The sequence below is a fragment of the Nocardiopsis terrae genome, assembly GCF_014651695.1.
Taxonomy (GTDB): Bacteria; Actinomycetota; Actinomycetes; order Streptosporangiales; family Streptosporangiaceae; genus Nocardiopsis; species Nocardiopsis terrae.
This window is the reverse complement of the sequence record NZ_BMXJ01000008.1, coordinates 56,636-71,763: the sequence shown is the minus strand read 5'-3', so window position 1 is coordinate 71,763 and position 15,128 is coordinate 56,636. Positions and strand designations below refer to the sequence as shown.

The 15,128-nt window shown below is 70.4% G+C and carries 15 protein-coding genes; 8 read left to right on the top strand and 7 right to left on the bottom strand.

The window, feature by feature from the left end:
- Positions 1 to 162: 162 nt before the first annotated feature.
- The 3 genes from IE195_RS22315 to IE195_RS22305 all read left to right on the top strand — a co-directional run bounded on the left by IE195_RS22315 (position 163) and on the right by IE195_RS22305 (position 3,565).
- Positions 163 to 1,503 (top strand): ABC transporter substrate-binding protein, encoded by a 1,341-nt coding sequence (locus tag IE195_RS22315; protein WP_191274860.1) that lies wholly within the window; start codon positions 163 to 165, stop codon positions 1,501 to 1,503.
- A 116-nt stretch (positions 1,504 to 1,619) separates the two neighbouring features.
- Positions 1,620 to 2,597, top strand: coding sequence for a carbohydrate ABC transporter permease (locus IE195_RS22310; protein WP_191274857.1), 978 nt, complete (start codon positions 1,620 to 1,622; stop codon positions 2,595 to 2,597).
- Positions 2,594 to 3,565: a carbohydrate ABC transporter permease gene (locus tag IE195_RS22305; RefSeq protein WP_191274855.1), complete on the top strand. Its 972-nt coding sequence runs from the start codon at positions 2,594 to 2,596 to the stop codon at positions 3,563 to 3,565. The genes IE195_RS22310 and IE195_RS22305 overlap by 4 nt, the downstream gene beginning before the upstream one ends.
- Positions 3,566 to 3,622: 57 nt before the next feature.
- Here IE195_RS22305 and IE195_RS22300 read toward each other — a convergent pair whose 3' ends face one another.
- The 5 genes from IE195_RS22300 to IE195_RS22280 all read right to left on the bottom strand — a co-directional run bounded on the left by IE195_RS22300 (position 3,623) and on the right by IE195_RS22280 (position 8,856).
- The gene (locus IE195_RS22300) at positions 3,623 to 4,555 is read right to left on the bottom strand and encodes a fructosamine kinase family protein (protein WP_373295677.1); all 933 of its coding nucleotides are present in this window, start codon (positions 4,553 to 4,555) and stop codon (positions 3,623 to 3,625) included.
- Positions 4,556 to 4,571: 16 nt separating this feature from the next.
- The gene (locus tag IE195_RS22295) at positions 4,572 to 5,099 is read right to left on the bottom strand and encodes a low molecular weight protein-tyrosine-phosphatase (RefSeq protein ID WP_191274851.1); all 528 of its coding nucleotides are present in this window, start codon (positions 5,097 to 5,099) and stop codon (positions 4,572 to 4,574) included.
- An 83-nt stretch (positions 5,100 to 5,182) separates the two neighbouring features.
- On the bottom strand, positions 5,183 to 5,617 hold the full coding sequence (locus tag IE195_RS22290; protein WP_191275227.1) for a response regulator: 435 nt from the start codon (positions 5,615 to 5,617) through the stop codon (positions 5,183 to 5,185).
- A gap of 24 nt (positions 5,618 to 5,641) precedes the next feature.
- Positions 5,642 to 7,600, bottom strand: coding sequence for a sensor histidine kinase (locus IE195_RS22285; RefSeq protein WP_191274849.1), 1,959 nt, complete (start codon positions 7,598 to 7,600; stop codon positions 5,642 to 5,644).
- The gene (locus tag IE195_RS22280) at positions 7,597 to 8,856 is read right to left on the bottom strand and encodes a PP2C family protein-serine/threonine phosphatase (protein WP_191274847.1); all 1,260 of its coding nucleotides are present in this window, start codon (positions 8,854 to 8,856) and stop codon (positions 7,597 to 7,599) included. The genes IE195_RS22285 and IE195_RS22280 overlap by 4 nt, the downstream gene beginning before the upstream one ends.
- A gap of 448 nt (positions 8,857 to 9,304) precedes the next feature.
- On the opposite strand from IE195_RS22280, the gene IE195_RS22275 reads away from it, so the two are divergent.
- The 3 genes from IE195_RS22275 (at position 9,305) to IE195_RS22265 (ending at position 11,131) form a co-directional block, all read left to right on the top strand.
- Positions 9,305 to 9,982 (top strand): biliverdin-producing heme oxygenase, encoded by a 678-nt coding sequence (locus IE195_RS22275; protein ID WP_191274845.1) that lies wholly within the window; start codon positions 9,305 to 9,307, stop codon positions 9,980 to 9,982.
- Positions 9,983 to 10,058: 76 nt separating this feature from the next.
- Positions 10,059 to 10,715, top strand: coding sequence for a TetR/AcrR family transcriptional regulator (locus IE195_RS22270; RefSeq protein ID WP_191274843.1), 657 nt, complete (start codon positions 10,059 to 10,061; stop codon positions 10,713 to 10,715).
- A gap of 164 nt (positions 10,716 to 10,879) precedes the next feature.
- Positions 10,880 to 11,131 (top strand): hypothetical protein, encoded by a 252-nt coding sequence (locus tag IE195_RS22265; protein ID WP_191274841.1) that lies wholly within the window; start codon positions 10,880 to 10,882, stop codon positions 11,129 to 11,131.
- A 52-nt stretch (positions 11,132 to 11,183) separates the two neighbouring features.
- Here IE195_RS22265 and IE195_RS22260 read toward each other — a convergent pair whose 3' ends face one another.
- Positions 11,184 to 12,092: a 3'-5' exonuclease gene (locus IE195_RS22260; RefSeq protein ID WP_191274838.1), complete on the bottom strand. Its 909-nt coding sequence runs from the start codon at positions 12,090 to 12,092 to the stop codon at positions 11,184 to 11,186.
- Positions 12,093 to 12,394: 302 nt separating this feature from the next.
- On the opposite strand from IE195_RS22260, the gene IE195_RS22255 reads away from it, so the two are divergent.
- Together IE195_RS22255 and IE195_RS22250 are read left to right on the top strand one after the other, a co-directional pair.
- The gene (locus IE195_RS22255) at positions 12,395 to 13,357 is read left to right on the top strand and encodes an asparaginase (RefSeq protein ID WP_191274837.1); all 963 of its coding nucleotides are present in this window, start codon (positions 12,395 to 12,397) and stop codon (positions 13,355 to 13,357) included.
- Between the two features lie 305 nt (positions 13,358 to 13,662).
- Positions 13,663 to 14,928, top strand: a complete 1,266-nt coding sequence (locus tag IE195_RS22250; protein WP_191274835.1) for an NAD(P)/FAD-dependent oxidoreductase — start codon at positions 13,663 to 13,665, stop codon at positions 14,926 to 14,928.
- Here the strand turns inward: IE195_RS22250 and IE195_RS22245 are convergent.
- Positions 14,912 to 15,103 (bottom strand): ferredoxin, encoded by a 192-nt coding sequence (locus IE195_RS22245; RefSeq protein WP_191274833.1) that lies wholly within the window; start codon positions 15,101 to 15,103, stop codon positions 14,912 to 14,914. The two genes, IE195_RS22250 and IE195_RS22245, sit on opposite strands and share 17 nt — an antisense overlap.
- Between the last annotated feature and the right edge of the window lie 25 nt (positions 15,104 to 15,128).

Genomic DNA, 15,128 nt, shown 5'->3' with positions numbered 1-15,128 from the left:
AAACCCCTGCCCACACGGCTCACCTGCAAGATTTCAGATCGTTACGCAAGAATTTGCGCAGAGCATGGACAAAATCCCCGAATGCGACTTTCATCGAAGGGCGCATGACCTGAATCACATCCGCAGTACCGGCGGGTGTGCGTGCCGAAGGAGTGAACGCCCATGCCCAGTCCGGTCCACCGACGCACTCTGGCCGCGGCCGCCGGAGGCCTGGCCCTCCTGGTTTCCGGGTGCTCCTACCTCAGCGGAGGTGAGAGCAGCACCGTCGACACCTCCGACATCGACTGCTCCCCCTACGAACAGTGGGAGGGTACCGGGGGCACCGTCTCCGTCTACGCGTCCATCCGTGACGAGGAGGGCGACCTCCTGGAAGAGTCCTGGGCGGACTTCGCGGCCTGCAGCGGTATCACCGTCCAGTACGAGGGCAGCGGTGAGTTCGAGGCCCAACTACCAGTCCGCCTCGACGGCGGCAACGCGCCCGACCTCGCCTTCATCCCCCAGCCCGGCCTCCTGGAGCGCGCCGCCAACGACGGCCACGCCCTCCCCGTCGCCGACGGCGTGCAGAGCAACGTCGAGTCGGGGTGGAGCGAGGACTGGCAGGGCTACGCCTCCGTCGACGGCGACCTGTACGGCTCCCCGCTCGGCGCCAACATGAAGTCGATGGTCTGGTACTCGCCCGGCTACTTCGCCGAGAACGGCCACGAGGTCCCCGAGACCTGGGACGAGATGATCGAACTCAGCGACGCCATCGCAGCCGACGGCACCAAGCCCTGGTGCGTGGGCTTCGAGTCCGGCGACGCCACCGGCTGGCCCGGCACCGACTGGATCGAGAACGCGCTCCTGCGCACCTCCGGCACGGACGTCTACCACGACTGGATCTCCCACGACATCGCCTTCGACTCCCCCGAGGTCGAGGAGGCCTTCGACCTGGCAGACGGGGTCGTCCGGAACGAGGACTACGTCAACGGCACCTTCGGCGGCGTCGACAGCATCGCCGTCACCTCCTTCCAGGAGGCCGGGATGCCCCTCCTCGACGGCGGCTGCGCCATGTACCTGATGGGTTCCTTCTACGGCGCCCAGTTCGAGGACGACGTCGAGATCGGCGAGGACGGCGACGTCTACGGCTTCGTCATGCCCCCGCTGGAGGCCGGCTCCGACATCCCGATCATGGGCGGCGGCGAGTTCGTCGTCCCCTTCGACGACCGCGACGAGGTCGTGGCCATGCACGAGTACCTCTCCTCGGCCGAGTACGCCAACCAGCGCGCCTCCCTGGGCTCCTGGGTCTCCGCCCACCAGGAGCTGGACCAGTCCCTGCTGGCCGACCCCACCGACCAGTTCACCGCCGAGGTCCTCAACGACCCCGACACCGTCTTCCACTTCGACGGGAGCGACGCCATGCCCTCCTCCGTGGGCACCAACGTCTTCTGGAGCGGGATGGTGGACTGGGTGACCGGTACCGACACGGCCACGGTCCTGGAGAGCGTCGAGTCCGCCTGGCCGTAACTGTGTTTGCTTTGGGCCTCCGCTTCGGCCCGTGCTCGAAGCTCCCGGCCGCGCGGCGTCACTGACGCCGCGCGGCCCTCCCCTCCCTCCTCTCCAGGCACCACCTAAGGTCTTCCATGGAGTTCTCCTTCCTGAACGAGCTGCCCAAGCTCGTGTGGATGCTCATCGGGATCGTCGCCTTCCTCGGCGTCATCGGCCTGATGCTCGTCCTGCTCGACGCACCCCGCAGCAGGCGGGACCGGTGGCAGGCGGCCTTCTTCCTCGGCCCGGCCGCGGTCCTCATTCTCGGCGGGCTCGTCTACCCGGTCATCCGCACCACCGTCCTGTCCTTCCACGACCGCAACGGCGACGTGTTCGTGGGGCTGGCCAACTACCTCTGGATGTTCCAGCGCCCGGAGATCCTCCAGGTCCTGCTCAACACCCTGCTGTGGGTACTGTTCGCCCCGGCCATGGCCACGGCGGTCGGCCTGCTGTACGCCGTGCTCATCGACCGCTCCCGGTTCGAGTCCGTGGCCAAGTCGCTGGTGTTCATGCCGATGGCGATCTCGTTCGTCGGCGCGAGCATCATCTGGCGGTTCGTGTACGCCTACCGCCCCGCCGACCAGGAGCAGTACGGGCTGTTCAACCAGATCGTCGTGTGGTTCGGCGGCGAGCCCCGGCTGTGGCTGCTCGAACAACCCCTCAACACGTTCCTGCTGATCCTGGTCCTGATCTGGGTCCAGGCCGGGTTCGCGATGGTGGTCCTGTCCGCGGCCATCAAGGCGATCCCCGCCGAGATCGTGGAGGCCGCGCGCATCGACGGCGCCGGCCCCTGGCAACTGTTCAGCCGCATCACCCTGCCGTCGGTCTGGCCCACCCTCCTGGTCGTGCTCATCACGATCTCGGTGCAGACCCTCAAGATCTTCGACATCGTCCGCACCATGACCGGCGGCAACTACGGCACCAGCGTGATCGCCAACGAGATGTACAGCCAGGCGTTCTCCCAGGGCCAGGTCGGTCAGGGATCGGCCCTGGCCGTGTTCCTGTTCGTCCTGGTCATCCCGCTGGTCGCCTTCCAGATCCGGCGCAACCGCAAGGCCAGGGAGCTGACATGAGCACGAACGACACCCTCCCCGGGGCCGCCGCGCCCGCCGAGCGCGGGACGGCCGCCGACCGGGGCGCCGCCGACCGGGTCCGCAAACGGCTCAGCGGCGGCGCGGCCAGCCTCGCGGCGCTGGTCATCGCCGTCGTGTGGACGCTGCCCACCGCCGGGCTGTTCATCTCCTCGTTCCGGCCCGCCGAACAGATCCGTGCCACCGGCTGGTGGACGTTCTTCGGCTCCCCCGAGGTGACCCTGGACAACTACCGGGACGTGCTCTTCGGCAACGCCAACGACGGCCGTCTGGCCAGCCACTTCGTGAACTCGTTCGTGATCACCCTGCCCTCGACGGTGTTCGTCCTGGGGGTCGCCGCACTGGCGGCCTACGCACTCGCCTGGATCGACTTCCGCGGCCGTGACTGGGTGTTCCTCGGAATCTTCGCGCTCCAGATCGTCCCGCTCCAGATGTCCCTGGTCCCGCTGTTGCGTTTCTTCTCCCAGGGCGTGTCGGTCGGCGGTGCCCAGCTCCTTCCCGCCTGGGAGCTGTCCGGCGCCATGGCGTTCACCAACGTGTGGGTGGCGCACACCATCTTCGGTCTGCCGCTGGGCATCTTCCTGATGCACAACTTCATCTCGCAGCTACCGAAGTCGCTTTTCGAGGCCGCCCGCGTGGACGGTGCCGGGCACGGGACGATCTTCCGCAAGGTGGTGCTTCCGCTGATCGCCCCCGCCCTGGTCTCCCTCGGCATCTTCCAGTTCCTGTGGGTCTGGAACGACCTGTTGGTGGCGCTGATCTTCGCTGGCGGCGACACCGCGACCGCGCCGCTCACCGTCCGGCTGGCCGAACTCGCGGGAACCCGAGGCGAGGCCTGGCACCGGCTCACCGCGGGGGCGTTCGTGTCGATCATCGTCCCGCTGATCGTGTTCTTCCTGCTCCAGCGCTACTTCGTGCGCGGGCTGCTGGCCGGCAGCGTCAAGGGCTGACCGCCCGGTGGGGGCGGCACGGCGCCGCCCCCGCCGTCGGGAGCACCGGTGCACGGCTCAGCCGGCGCGGTACGCGGTGCGCGCGGCCTCCAGAGCGGTGGTCCGGTAGGCGGCTCCGAACAGGCACACGTGCACGAGCAGAGGGTGCAGCTGGTGCAGGGCCACCCGGCCCCGCCACCCCGAGGACAGCGGAGCGACCTCGTTGTAGGCGTCGCGGACCCGGTCCAGGTAGGGCAGGCCGAACAGGGCCAGCATCGCCAGGTCCGCCTCGCGGTGACCGCCGTGCGCGGCGGGATCGATGAGCACCGCGTCGCGTTCACGCCAGAGCACGTTGCCGTTCCACAGGTCCCCGTGCACACGGGCCGGCGGTTCCGGTTCCCCGGCCAACTCCTCGACCGAGTCGACCACCTTCTCGACGGCACGCGCGTCGGCGGGGGTCAGCGCACCCTGGTCCAGGGCCTGGCGCAGGTAGGGGCGTAGCCGCTGTTCGGCGTAGAAGCGCGGCCAGTCCCGGGAGGGGGTGTTGTCCAGGGGAAGCGGACCGATGTAACCGGTCCAGTCCGCGCCGAAACCGTCGGCCCCGGTGAGGTGGGTTCCGGCGAGCTGCCTGCCGAGCCGATCGGCCGCGGCGGGTGTGGGCTCGCGCTGTTCGATCCACGGCAGGACGAGCAGGTGCGAGTCCCACCCCAGGGGCGCGATCGCCGGGGACCCGAAACACCTCCCGAGCCATTCCAGACCGCGCGCCTCGGCGACCAGCACCCCGGTGGGCTCGGCCCCGCGCGCCAGGGACTTGACGAACAGCCGGGTACCGTCGGCCAACTCGGCGTAGGACAGGGTCCAGTCGTGGCTGCTCCCGGCCCTGGCGGCCCGCCGGACCTCCCGGCCGAGCAGGGCCGAGACGCGTTCGGCGAGGGTCCCGGTCAACGGGTCCCGGCGCGACCGCTCCGGCCCGTCCCCCGTGCCCCCGGGTCCGAAGGAGCGCACGATCATCTCCCTGTCCAAGCGGCTAGCCCCGCAGCCGGGATACGAGTTCCCCGGTGAGCCCCTTGGCGGCGGCCTCGACCATGTTCAGGACGGCGGTGAACCCGTCGTCTCCCCCGTAGTAGGGGTCGGGGACCTCTGGATTGGGGCCGCATCCGGGCGCGAAGGAGCGGAACAGCCGCAGCCGGGAGGCGTCGAAGCCGAGCTCGGCCCCCCGTTCGTCGACGGCGCGGCGCACCTCGTCCAGGTTGTCCGTGTCCATCACCAGTACGAGGTCCCTGGTGGCGAGGTCCTCGGGGTCGAACTGGCGGGCGGTGTGGTTGGTCAGGTACCCGTGCACACGCAGTGTGGCGGCGGCACGGGGGTCCATTCCGCCGCCCACGTGCCAGTCGCCCGTGCCGGAGCTGTCGACCTCCACGAGGTCGCTCATTCCGGCGCGTTCGAGGTCTGCGGTGAGCACCTTCGCCGCCATGGGCGATCGGCAGATGTTTCCCAGACACACCACACTGACGCGGTAGGGACCAGCGGGTTCACGCGGTTCCGGCAGGCTCATGCCCTTACCGTAACGAAAAACCGCCGCACCCACCCGGTCCGGCGCGGTGAGTACGGCCGCCGTCCCCGGATCCGGAGCCCGGATCAGCTCTTGGGGAGCCGGACGACGGTGACGAAGAAGTCGTCGATCTGGCGCACGACCCTGATGAACTGCTCGAAGTCCACGGGCTTGGGCACGTAGGCATTGGCGTGCAGGCGGTAGCTGCGCAGCACGTCCTCCTCGGCCTCCGAGGTCGTGAGTACCACGACGGGGATGTGCGCGAGGTTGTCGTCGCTCTTGACCTCCTCCAGTACCTCCCGGCCGTCCTTACGCGGCAGGTTGAGGTCCAGGAGGATCAGGTGGGGGCGGGGGGCGTCAGCGAACTCACCCTCGCGACGCAGGAAGCGGAGCGCCTCGACGCCGTCCGAGACCACGTGCAGCCGGTTCCCCAGCTTGTGTTCCTCGAACGCCTCCTTGGTCATCAGGACGTCACCGGGATCGTCCTCGACCAGCAGCACCTCAATGGGATGCACCAACATGACCTCGCTCAAGCTTTCAGACCCCTATACGGGCCCCGCCCCGCGACCGGGGGGAGCCGTACCGCCAGCGTCGCCGGGCAGGGGACGGGGTTCCCCTTCGGGTTCTCGACCCGTGGGGACCCCGGTCTCCGGCTCGTTGCCACTGGACTCTCGTGTGGCCGTCGGCGTCTCGTCCGCGGGGGCGGACTCGACTGCCTCGGTGCCCTCAACATGGTTATCGGTATCAGCAGTCGATTCGGTTCCCTCCACGGCAACCGGATCTTCCTCCTCCGTCTGGGTGTCGACGGGCAGGGTCCAGCATATGCGGGTTCCGGCCCGGCCGGAGTCCGTGTCCTCGGTGGTTTCGGCCCCTTCGACGTCCTCTGCTCCCGTGTCCAGCCACATGCGTCCGCCGTGGAACTCGATGATCTTCTTGCACATGGCCAGGCCGATACCGGTACCGGTGTACTTCTCCCTGGTGTGCAGGCGCTGGAAGATGACGAAGATCCGCTCGGCGTACTGCGGTTCGATGCCGATGCCGTTGTCCGTGCAGCAGAACACCCATTCGTCGTCCTGGCGTTCCACGCTGACGTGGACCCTGGGCGCGTCCTCGCCGCGGAACTTGACCGCGTTGCCCACCAGGTTGAAGAAGACCTGGGTGAGCAGGGTGCGGTCGCCCTGGATGGTGGGCAGGGCATCGCCGGTGATCTCGGCGTCCGCCTCCTCCAGGCGGGTCTCCAGACTGCTCAGAGCGTCGTCCAGGGCCACGTTCAGGTCGACCGGGGCGAAGTTCTTGGTGCGCCCGACCCGGGAGAAGGCGAGGAGGTCGTTGATGAGGGTCTGCATGCGTTTGGCGCCCTCGACCGCGAAGTCGATGTAGGAGTCCGCGCGCTCGTCCAGCTGGCCGTGGTAGCGGCGCTGGAGCAGCTGGCAGAAGCTCGCCACCTTACGCAGCGGCTCCTGGAGGTCGTGTGAGGCGACGTAGGCGAACTGCTCCAGCTCCAGGTTGGACCGGCGCAGCTCCTCCGTCTGGTGCTCCAGCAGGCTGGACTGCTCCTGGAGCTTGCGCCGCGCCGAGGCGACCTCGTCCAGGTCGTGCACGATGCGCTCGCGCATGGCGTCCACGTCCTGGCCCAGCTGGACGATCTCCGGCGGGCCCTGCAGGGAGATGCGGTGGGCGTAGTAGCCCTCGGAGACCTGGCGCATGTGTCCGGCCAGGTCCTCCAGGGGGCGCAGTACCCACTGCTGGAGCATCACCCAGAGGAAGACCGACAGGAACACCACGACCAGGCCGACGAGCACGAGGAGGGCCACGACCTGCTGGGTGGCCAGGGTCAGGCCGCTCTGGGCCTCCTGGATCTCGCTCTCGAGGTGGTTGGTGGTGGCGTCGGCGGCCCGGTTGAGCTCCAGGAACAGCACCCGGCCGCGCTGGAGGTCCTCCTGGGTCGGCGTCTGGCCGGTACGGACCTGTTCCAGGACCGGTTCGGCGAACTCCTCGCTCCAGACCTCGCCGGCCGCGATGAGCTCCTCGACCTTGGGCGCGACGTCCTCGTTCTCCTCGGCCAGGGTGGTCAGGGCGCTCCGGTACTCGGCGAGGGACATCCGCTGCTCGACGAAGGGCTGGAGGAACTCGCGGTCGCCGGTGAGGATGTAGCCGCGCAGGGCGTGGTCCTGGCTGAGGTAGGCCGAGCGGGTCTGCTCGACGGTGCTCAGCCCCGGCGTGAGCGAGTCGACCTGGCGGGTCAGGGAGTCGCGGGCCTGGAAGGCGGCGAGGGTGATCACCGAGACCGCCAGCACCAGGACGACGGCGACCACCGTCAGCAGGCTGGTGACCCGGCGCCGCAGGCTCCAGGAGTGCCTGCTGGAGTGCACCCGGCTGCGGAGGGAGGCACTGACGGAAGAGGCCCCTCCCAAGGGCCTCCGGGCTCCTTCCCCCTCCCCTGCGGCCGAATCCGTTCCGGGCTCGTTGTCCATGGTGCGGTGTTCCTCCCCGGTGGAGCTCACTCCGGCTCTCCGTGGTTGACGAGCAGCATCGCCACGTCGTCCTGGAGCGGTCCCCCGTTGCTGCGCTCCGCCTCGTCCACCAGGTGTTCGGGCAGGTTGTTCAGGGCCACACCCTGGGTGAGCGCCCCGTTCACCATCCGGCGCAGACCCGCGACCTCCAGGCGCGCGGGTGGCCCGCCGTCGTAGGCGTCGACCAGGCCGTCGGTGTAGAACAGCATGCTCGCGCCCTTGGGCAGCACGATCTCGGCCGCTTCCTCCTGGTCCACCGGGAAGACTCCCAGCGGCGGCTGTGGGACGGCCTGGATCTCCTCCGCCACGCCGTCGGTGACGACCATGGGGGGCGGGTGGCCGAGGACGCGCACCCGGGCCCGGTCGCTGCCGGTGTCGAGGCTGGCCATGCACAGCGTCGCGTACATCTCCTCCTGGGCGCGCTCGCTGACCAGGAGGTCCTCCAGGTTGGGCAGGACGCGTTCCTCGGCGACCCCGCTCATGACGAGGGTGCGCCAGGCGATGCGCAGGCTGACGCCGAGGGCGGCCTCGTCCGGGCCGTGGCCGCTGACGTCGCCGATGATGACGTGGGTGGTGCCGTCCTTCTCGACCGCGTCGTAGAAGTCGCCACCGACCAGGGCGCGTTTTCGGCCGGGCCGGTAGTAGGCACGGTGGCTGAGCGGTGAGCGGCCGAGCAGGACCTGGGGCAGCAGGCCTCGCTCCAGGCGCATGTTCTCGCGGGCCCGCATCCGCGCCTCGCGCAACTGGCGGGCGTTCTCGTCGGCGCGGCGCCGCTCCAGGGAGTAGCGCAGGCTCCGGGCCAGCAGGGAACCGTCCACCTGGCCCTTGACCAGGTAGTCCTGGGCGCCCGCGGCGACGGCGGCGATGCCCTCGTGTTCGTCGTCGAGGCCGGTGAGGACCACGACCGCGGCTGAGGGCGCGCTGCCGAGGACCTCGCGTAGCAGGTCCAGGCCGTGCCCGTCGGGGAGGTTGAGGTCGAGCAGGACGCAACCGCGGAAGTCGGTGAGGTGCTCGCGGGCCGCCTTGAGTGTGGAGACCCAGGTGATGCGTGTGGTCAGTGCGGTGTCCGCTAGGAGTTCCTCGGCGAGAAGGGCATCGCCGGGGTCGTCTTCGATCAGTAGGACGTCAACCGATTCGACGGTAGCCTCCACCCGGTCGTCCAGGACGGTGTCGTCACCCGGGGCGGCGCTGCCGTGTGTCGCAGCGCCGTCGGCGGCGTTGGCCGCTTCGTCACCGATCACCGTCACGGGATCGTGCCCTGTTCTCCTGGTATCCACTCATCGCCTCAAGGTTCGTGGGTCCGTGGGGTGCGTTGTCATGCCGGAGGCCCGAGGCGGACACCTCGGGTCTTCCCGGCGGTTCGGACCGCACGACACCCAAACGATAAACGCCCTGGCGACCAGTTGACCAGCGGACGAGACGAGACACACCCAATGCCGGGGGGACACGGCCGACACGCCTTGCGTGCGCGCAGGCCCGGGCACGCGGGGCATCCGGATGCGGGCGGCGGTCGCATAGGTGGTCAGAGCATGCATGTGCGCGTGCAGGAGCGCGTGAACCATGTGACGTAGGGCACTCCAAATGAGCCCTGCGCCCCTTTTTATATGACAGAGCGTCGTATCAGCCTTGACAGCGCCGCACACCTAAATGACATGATGTCATAAAGATCCCCGGAACGAGAGGCGGACAGTGCCGATGAGCGCCACGGCCGAGGCCACCGCAACGGCCGACCCCACCGTCGGCGAACCGTTCTCCGAACGGCTCAAGGCCGCCACCTGGGGCGACCACGCCACCGCCGAACAGCACGGCTTCACCGAGGCCCTGCTCGCGGGCGAACTCCCGCGCGCGGGCTACACCGAGATGGTCGCTCAGCACTACTTCGCCTACGTGGCCCTGGAGCGGGTCGGCCGCGCCCTCCGCGAGGACCCCGTCGCAGGCCGCTTCCACCACCCCGAACTGGAACGCGTCCCCGCACTGGAGGCCGACCTGGAGCACCTGCTCGGCACCGGCTGGCGCGAGCGGATCTCCCCGACCCCGGCCACCAGGACCTACGTCGCGCGCATCGAACAGATGGCCGACCACCCCGCGGGCTTCGTCGCCCACCACTACACCCGCTACATGGGTGACGTCTCCGGCGGCCAGTTCATCCGCCGGATCGCCGCGAAGGCCTACGGCCTCACCGCCGACGCGGGGGTGGCCTTCTACGTCTTCGACGCCCTGGGCAGCCTCCCGAAGTTCCGTTCCGGGTACCGTGACCGCCTCGACTCCCTGGACCTGGACGAGGCCGCCGCGGAGTTCCTCATCCGGGAGACCCGCCTGGCCTACCAGCTCAACACCGAGGTCCTCGCCGACCTGGGCAGGCAGCACGCCTGACCCGCCTCCGAGCCGCTCCGCCCCGCTGCGGCCCCGACGTGCCGGTCCGGCCGCCGCAGCGTGCCACCATAGGGGCATGCCCAAGATCACGGCTCCGACCATCGCCGCCCACCGTGCCCGCACCCGGGACCGCATCATGGACGCCGTGGACGGGCTGATCAGATCACAGGGGATCGACCGCATCTCCATGACCGACGTGGCCAACGCCGCGGGCATCACCCGCACCGCGCTCTACAACTACTTCCCGGACAAGCCCGCGCTGCTCCTGGCCTTCACCGAACAGGTCAACAGCGCGTTCGTCGAGCGGTACAAGCGCGAACTCCCCTCGGGGGTATCGGCGGCCCGCCGCCTGTCAGCCTTCGTGCGGCTGCAGCTGGAGGGCCTCGTCGCCCACCCGCACCCGCCCGCCGCCGAACTCGGCGCCAGCCTGGGACCGGACGCCTACCAGGCCCTGGCCGCGCACGTCGCCCCGATGCAGCGCCTGCTCACCGAGATCATCGAGGAGGGCGCCACGACCGGGGAGTTCGACCACCTGCCCGCCGAGCGCACCGCCGGCCTCACCCTGTCCATGGTGGGATCCCAACGGCTGCCCCTGGTGAACGACGAGATCGACCTCGACGGGACCCACGCCCTGGTCACCCGGTTCGTACTCCGCGCCCTCGGGGTGGCGACCGAAACCGTGGACACCATCCTCCCCTCCACCGCCAGGAAGAACACCGAGAGTTCTCGCTAATACACCCTGGGCGATAAAGGTCAGGACCTAACCGCGGCTGGCCGGGAGCGGCCACCCCCGATCCGCATGAACGCGACGGAACCGGGGAACTATCCGCCCTGCCCGGCGCCCCCGCCCGGGCGATCCCGTCCGCCCGGATCCGAGTCCCGTTAGGCCCTCCTCCCGTGTCCCTCGCACTGATCGCCGTCGGCGCCGTCCTGGTGTCGATCGCCCTGTTCAACAAGGTCCCCCGCCTCACCGCCGGGCGCCTGCCCGCACCCCGCCCCGGCGGCGGTGTCGCCGCCCAGCGCCTCAGCGCGCCACCACGGCTGCGCCTGGCCCCCGCCCGGCTCACCGAACAGGGCCGAGCCCTGCTCACCACCGTGGGCGGCAGCGCACTGATCGTGGCCTTCTTCCTCACCCTGTCCGGTCTTTGACTCCCCGGCCCGGGCCGGCCCCCTGACGGGTCCCGGGCCACCGATCCCGGGGTCAGCCCGCGCGGCCCCGGAGACCGCCGCGCCCACCCGCCATACGCACCAGCAGGCCGCCCGCGACCGTGGCCGCGACCCCTCCGGTCACCGCGGCGGCCGCGGCCACCCGCTCCCACAGCCTGGAGTCGCGGTGCGCGGCACTCTCCGCGGCCGCCCGGTCCGCCGCACCGAAGGCGCCACCGCACAGCGCGGCGTCCAACTCGGCATCGCGCCAACACGCCTTCCACTCGTTCAGGGGCTCCAGCCCACCGGGTTCCGGGGTCGTGCGAGGCTTCCAGCGCACCGTGCCGTCCACGGGCGCACCGCCCCGGAGGACCAGGGGCGGCGGCCCCGCGTAACGCAGCTCACCGGGCGCGTTCGCGATCATCTCCACGAGCAGCCTGGCGCAGGCGCGGGCGTCGCCCAGAGCGGTGTGCTGCCCCGTCGGCCAGGACCCGCTCAGCAGGTGGGTGGCGCGCGGCAGCGAGTAGCGGGGGAGGTCGATCTGGGCGCGCAGGGCCCTCAGCGTGCACAGACCCGACTGGCCGCGCGGTAGACCGGCGGGGACCAGCTCAGCGGCGAGGAAGCGCTCCTCGAAGTCCAGGTTGTGGCCGACCACCACCGCCCCGGAGAGCAACTGAGCCAGACGGGGGACGATCTCCGCCACCCGCGGGGCCCCGATGACATCGCCCTCACCGATCCCGTGGAACTTCTGTCCGCCCACCGGGACCCGGGGATCCACCAGCGTGCTGAACTCGTCCACGAGCTCTCCGTCACCGCGCACCCGCACCACGGCGACCTCGACCAGACGCGCGCCCTCGCGCGGGTCCAGACCGGTCGTCTCGACGTCAAGCACCGCGTACTCCAGGTCCGCCGCACGCGTGCCGACCCTTCTCCGGGTCAGTTCGCCCGTCCGCAGCGTTCCCATCGCCAGTCCCACTCCCTTTGTCACGCCGATGTCCCGGCAGGTGTCCCAGCAGGTCGTCCCGGTGTGTCCGGCACCCGCCCGCTGTCGGTCCCCGACCTTACTGCCCGCGTCCGACACCGGGCGCACGCCCTGGCGCGGCACCCCCGGCACCGCGGAGCGCAAACAGAGCCGCTGGCGACCCCGCGGAGCCGCACACCAGCAGCCGGGAAGAACCGAGGGTGTGTGTACGTTTTGACGCGTGCCTGCCGTCGGCGGGCACATACCGCGATTCCCCCACAGCCTCACCGGCGAGGAGAAACCACATGAACCAGGCTCCGCTGCCCAGCTACGCTCCCCTGGCGGAAGTCGTCCGTTCCGGAATGCGCGAAGGCGTGCACTACGGCGCGGTCGTCGGGCTCTCGGCCGAAGGTGAGGTCGCCTACGCACGCGGACCCGTGCACGACGCCATGTTCCCCCGCTCCTCCGCCAAACCCTTCCAGGCACTGGCCGCACTGCGCGCCGGCGCCCCGCTGGAGGGGACCTCCCTCGCGATCGCCGCGGGAAGCCACGGGGGCGAGGACTTCCACGCAGCCGAGACCGAGCGGATCCTGGCCGCCGCCGGACTCACCGCCGAAGCCCTCCGGTGCCCGCCCGCCGTCCCCGGCGGAGCCGCCGCCCGGAAGGCCTTCCTGGCCGCGGGCCGCTCCCCCGAACGTCGGTACATGAACTGTTCCGGCAAGCACGCGGGCATGCTCGCCGCCTGCGTCGCCCAGGGGTGGAGCACCGACGACTACCTCGACCCCGAACACCCGCTCCAGGTGCTGGTACGCGAAGCGACCGAGGACATGTGCGGCGAGAGGATCGCACACACCGCCGTCGACGGCTGCGGAGCGCCACAACTCGCGGTCTCCCTGGTCGGCCTCGCCCGAGGTATCCAGGGCATGCGCCTGTCCCCCGAGGGCAGCTCCGAGCGGACCATCATCGAAGCGATGAGCGCCCACCCCGAGTACGTCTCGGGTACCGACCGCATCGACACCGAACTGATGACCCGTATGCCCGGCCTGGTCTCCAAGATCGGCGCCGACGGCGTACTCGTGCTCAACGTGCCCACCGGTGAGACGGTCGCCGTCAAGATCAGCGACGGAGACGCCGAGGAACGCGCACGCGTCCTCGTAGGCCTCACCGCCCTCCGGGGCCTGGGCGTGGACGTCGCACCCGTCAAGGAGCACCTGACCACTCCCATCCAGGGCGGCGGCCGGACCGTCGGCGAAGTCCGCGGGTTGTAGTGCTGGTTTGGGGCTGTGTTCTCTTTGGGCCTCCGCTGGCGCTTCGGCCCGTGTTCGGGCGCCTGAGGGGAGATGTTCTTCATCCTCGTCTGCGCCTGGCTCGCCCACCCGTCGCCCGCCACCACCCTCAACGGACGCCTACGGCGCGGTACCCGTACCTGTCGGCGGCTTGACTCGTCTTGCAGAACACTCCCGCGCCCGAACGAAGGAACACCCCCTGGGGTGGAGGCAGGCGAGAAATCCCCTCGGCTGAGGTGGAAAGTGCATCCTGGGGTCCAGAGCCCGGGAGACGGAAAGGAAACACGGTGTCGGACACCCTGAACGAGATCGTCATCGCCGGTGCGGGCATGGCCGGGCTGCACGCGGCGGAGGCCCTGCGGGAACACGGCTTCGAGGGGCGTCTGACCCTGGTCGGGGAGGAACCGCACCGGCCCTACTCACGACCCCCGCTGTCCAAGGAGGTCCTGACCGGGGTCGGGATGGACCCCGCGCACGGCGGCCCGGGGTGGCTGGTCGGGCACCGCGCCCTGCGGCTGCGTGAGGACGCCGTGGTCGAGGGCCTGGACCTGGACTTCCGGCCGAACACGAGGGCGGTCGGGCTGGACCCGGCCGCCCGGGAGCTGCGCGTGGCCGGACCCGGCGGCGGGGGCTCGCTGAGCTACGACGGGCTGATCGTGGCCACCGGGGCGCGGGCCCGGCGCCCCGGCACCGACCTGGCCGGGGTGCACGTCCTGCGCACCCTGGACGACGCCGAGGCGATCCGTGCGGCCTTCGACTCCGGCGGACACCTGGTGGTGGTCGGCGCGGGGTTCGTCGGGGCCGAGGTCGCCGCGAGCGCCCGTGCCGTGGGGATGGAGGTCACCCTGGTGGAGGCCGCTCCCACCCCGCTGACCAGGGTGGTCGACCCGCGTGTCGGGGAGGTCCTCACCGACCTGCACCGGGAGAACGGTGTGGACGTGCGGCTGGGCGCGGGTGTGACCGGGTTCGAGGGTGCCGGCCGGGTGGAACGCGTCCGGTTAGCGGACGGTTCCGCGATCGAGGCCTCCCTGGTGGTGGCCGGGGTGGGGGTCCACCTCAACACCGAGTGGCTGCGCGGCTCGGGCGTGGAGCTGTTCGACGACGGCTCGGTGGTGTGCGACGAGTACTCCGCCACCTCGGTGCCGAACGTGTATGCGGTCGGTGACCTGGCCAACTGGCCGCACCCGCGCTACGGCGGCCGGATCCGGCTGGAGCACTGGACCAACGCGAGCGAGCAGGGCGAGGCGGCCGCCCGCAACCTGCTCGCCGGGACGGGGCGGACGCCCTTCACCCCGGTGCCCTATTTCTGGTCCGACCAGTACAAGAGGAAGGTCCAGCTGCTGGGGCAGGGCGCCCCCGCCGATCAGGTCGCCTTCGTGCACGGGTCACCACAGGACCGGAAGTTCGTCGCGTTCCTGGGGCGCGGGGGGATGCTCACCGGGGTGCTCGGCCTGCGCTCCACCCCGCGCACCATGCGTTACCGCGGCCTGCTGGAGAAACCCACCACATGGGAGGAAGCCATGGCCGCGGCCGGGGCTACCCCGTCACGGTGATGGCTCCCTTGGGGCACATCCGCTCCGCCTGGAGCACCTTCGCGCGGAGTCCCTCGTCCGGCTCCTCGGTGAGGAGGTAGAGGAAGTCGTCGTCCCTGACCTCGAACACCTCCGGGGCCGCGGCCATGCACAGGGCGTTGCTCTCACACTGGTCGTAGTCGACCTCGACTCGCATACTGCCTTCCTCTCGTCCGCGGGCC

Coding starts and splice junctions, on each gene's coding strand:
- IE195_RS22315 (WP_191274860.1), top strand. CDS start 163: ATGCCCAGTCCGGTCCACCGACGCACTCTGGCCGCGGCCGCCGGAGGC.
- IE195_RS22310 (WP_191274857.1), top strand. CDS start 1,620: ATGGAGTTCTCCTTCCTGAACGAGCTGCCCAAGCTCGTGTGGATGCTC.
- IE195_RS22305 (WP_191274855.1), top strand. CDS start 2,594: ATGAGCACGAACGACACCCTCCCCGGGGCCGCCGCGCCCGCCGAGCGC.
- IE195_RS22300 (WP_373295677.1), bottom strand. CDS start 4,555: ATGATCGTGCGCTCCTTCGGACCCGGGGGCACGGGGGACGGGCCGGAG.
- IE195_RS22295 (WP_191274851.1), bottom strand. CDS start 5,099: ATGAGCCTGCCGGAACCGCGTGAACCCGCTGGTCCCTACCGCGTCAGT.
- IE195_RS22290 (WP_191275227.1), bottom strand. CDS start 5,617: ATGTTGGTGCATCCCATTGAGGTGCTGCTGGTCGAGGACGATCCCGGT.
- IE195_RS22275 (WP_191274845.1), top strand. CDS start 9,305: ATGAGCGCCACGGCCGAGGCCACCGCAACGGCCGACCCCACCGTCGGC.
- IE195_RS22270 (WP_191274843.1), top strand. CDS start 10,059: ATGCCCAAGATCACGGCTCCGACCATCGCCGCCCACCGTGCCCGCACC.
- IE195_RS22260 (WP_191274838.1), bottom strand. CDS start 12,092: ATGGGAACGCTGCGGACGGGCGAACTGACCCGGAGAAGGGTCGGCACG.
- IE195_RS22255 (WP_191274837.1), top strand. CDS start 12,395: ATGAACCAGGCTCCGCTGCCCAGCTACGCTCCCCTGGCGGAAGTCGTC.
- IE195_RS22245 (WP_191274833.1), bottom strand. CDS start 15,103: ATGCGAGTCGAGGTCGACTACGACCAGTGTGAGAGCAACGCCCTGTGC.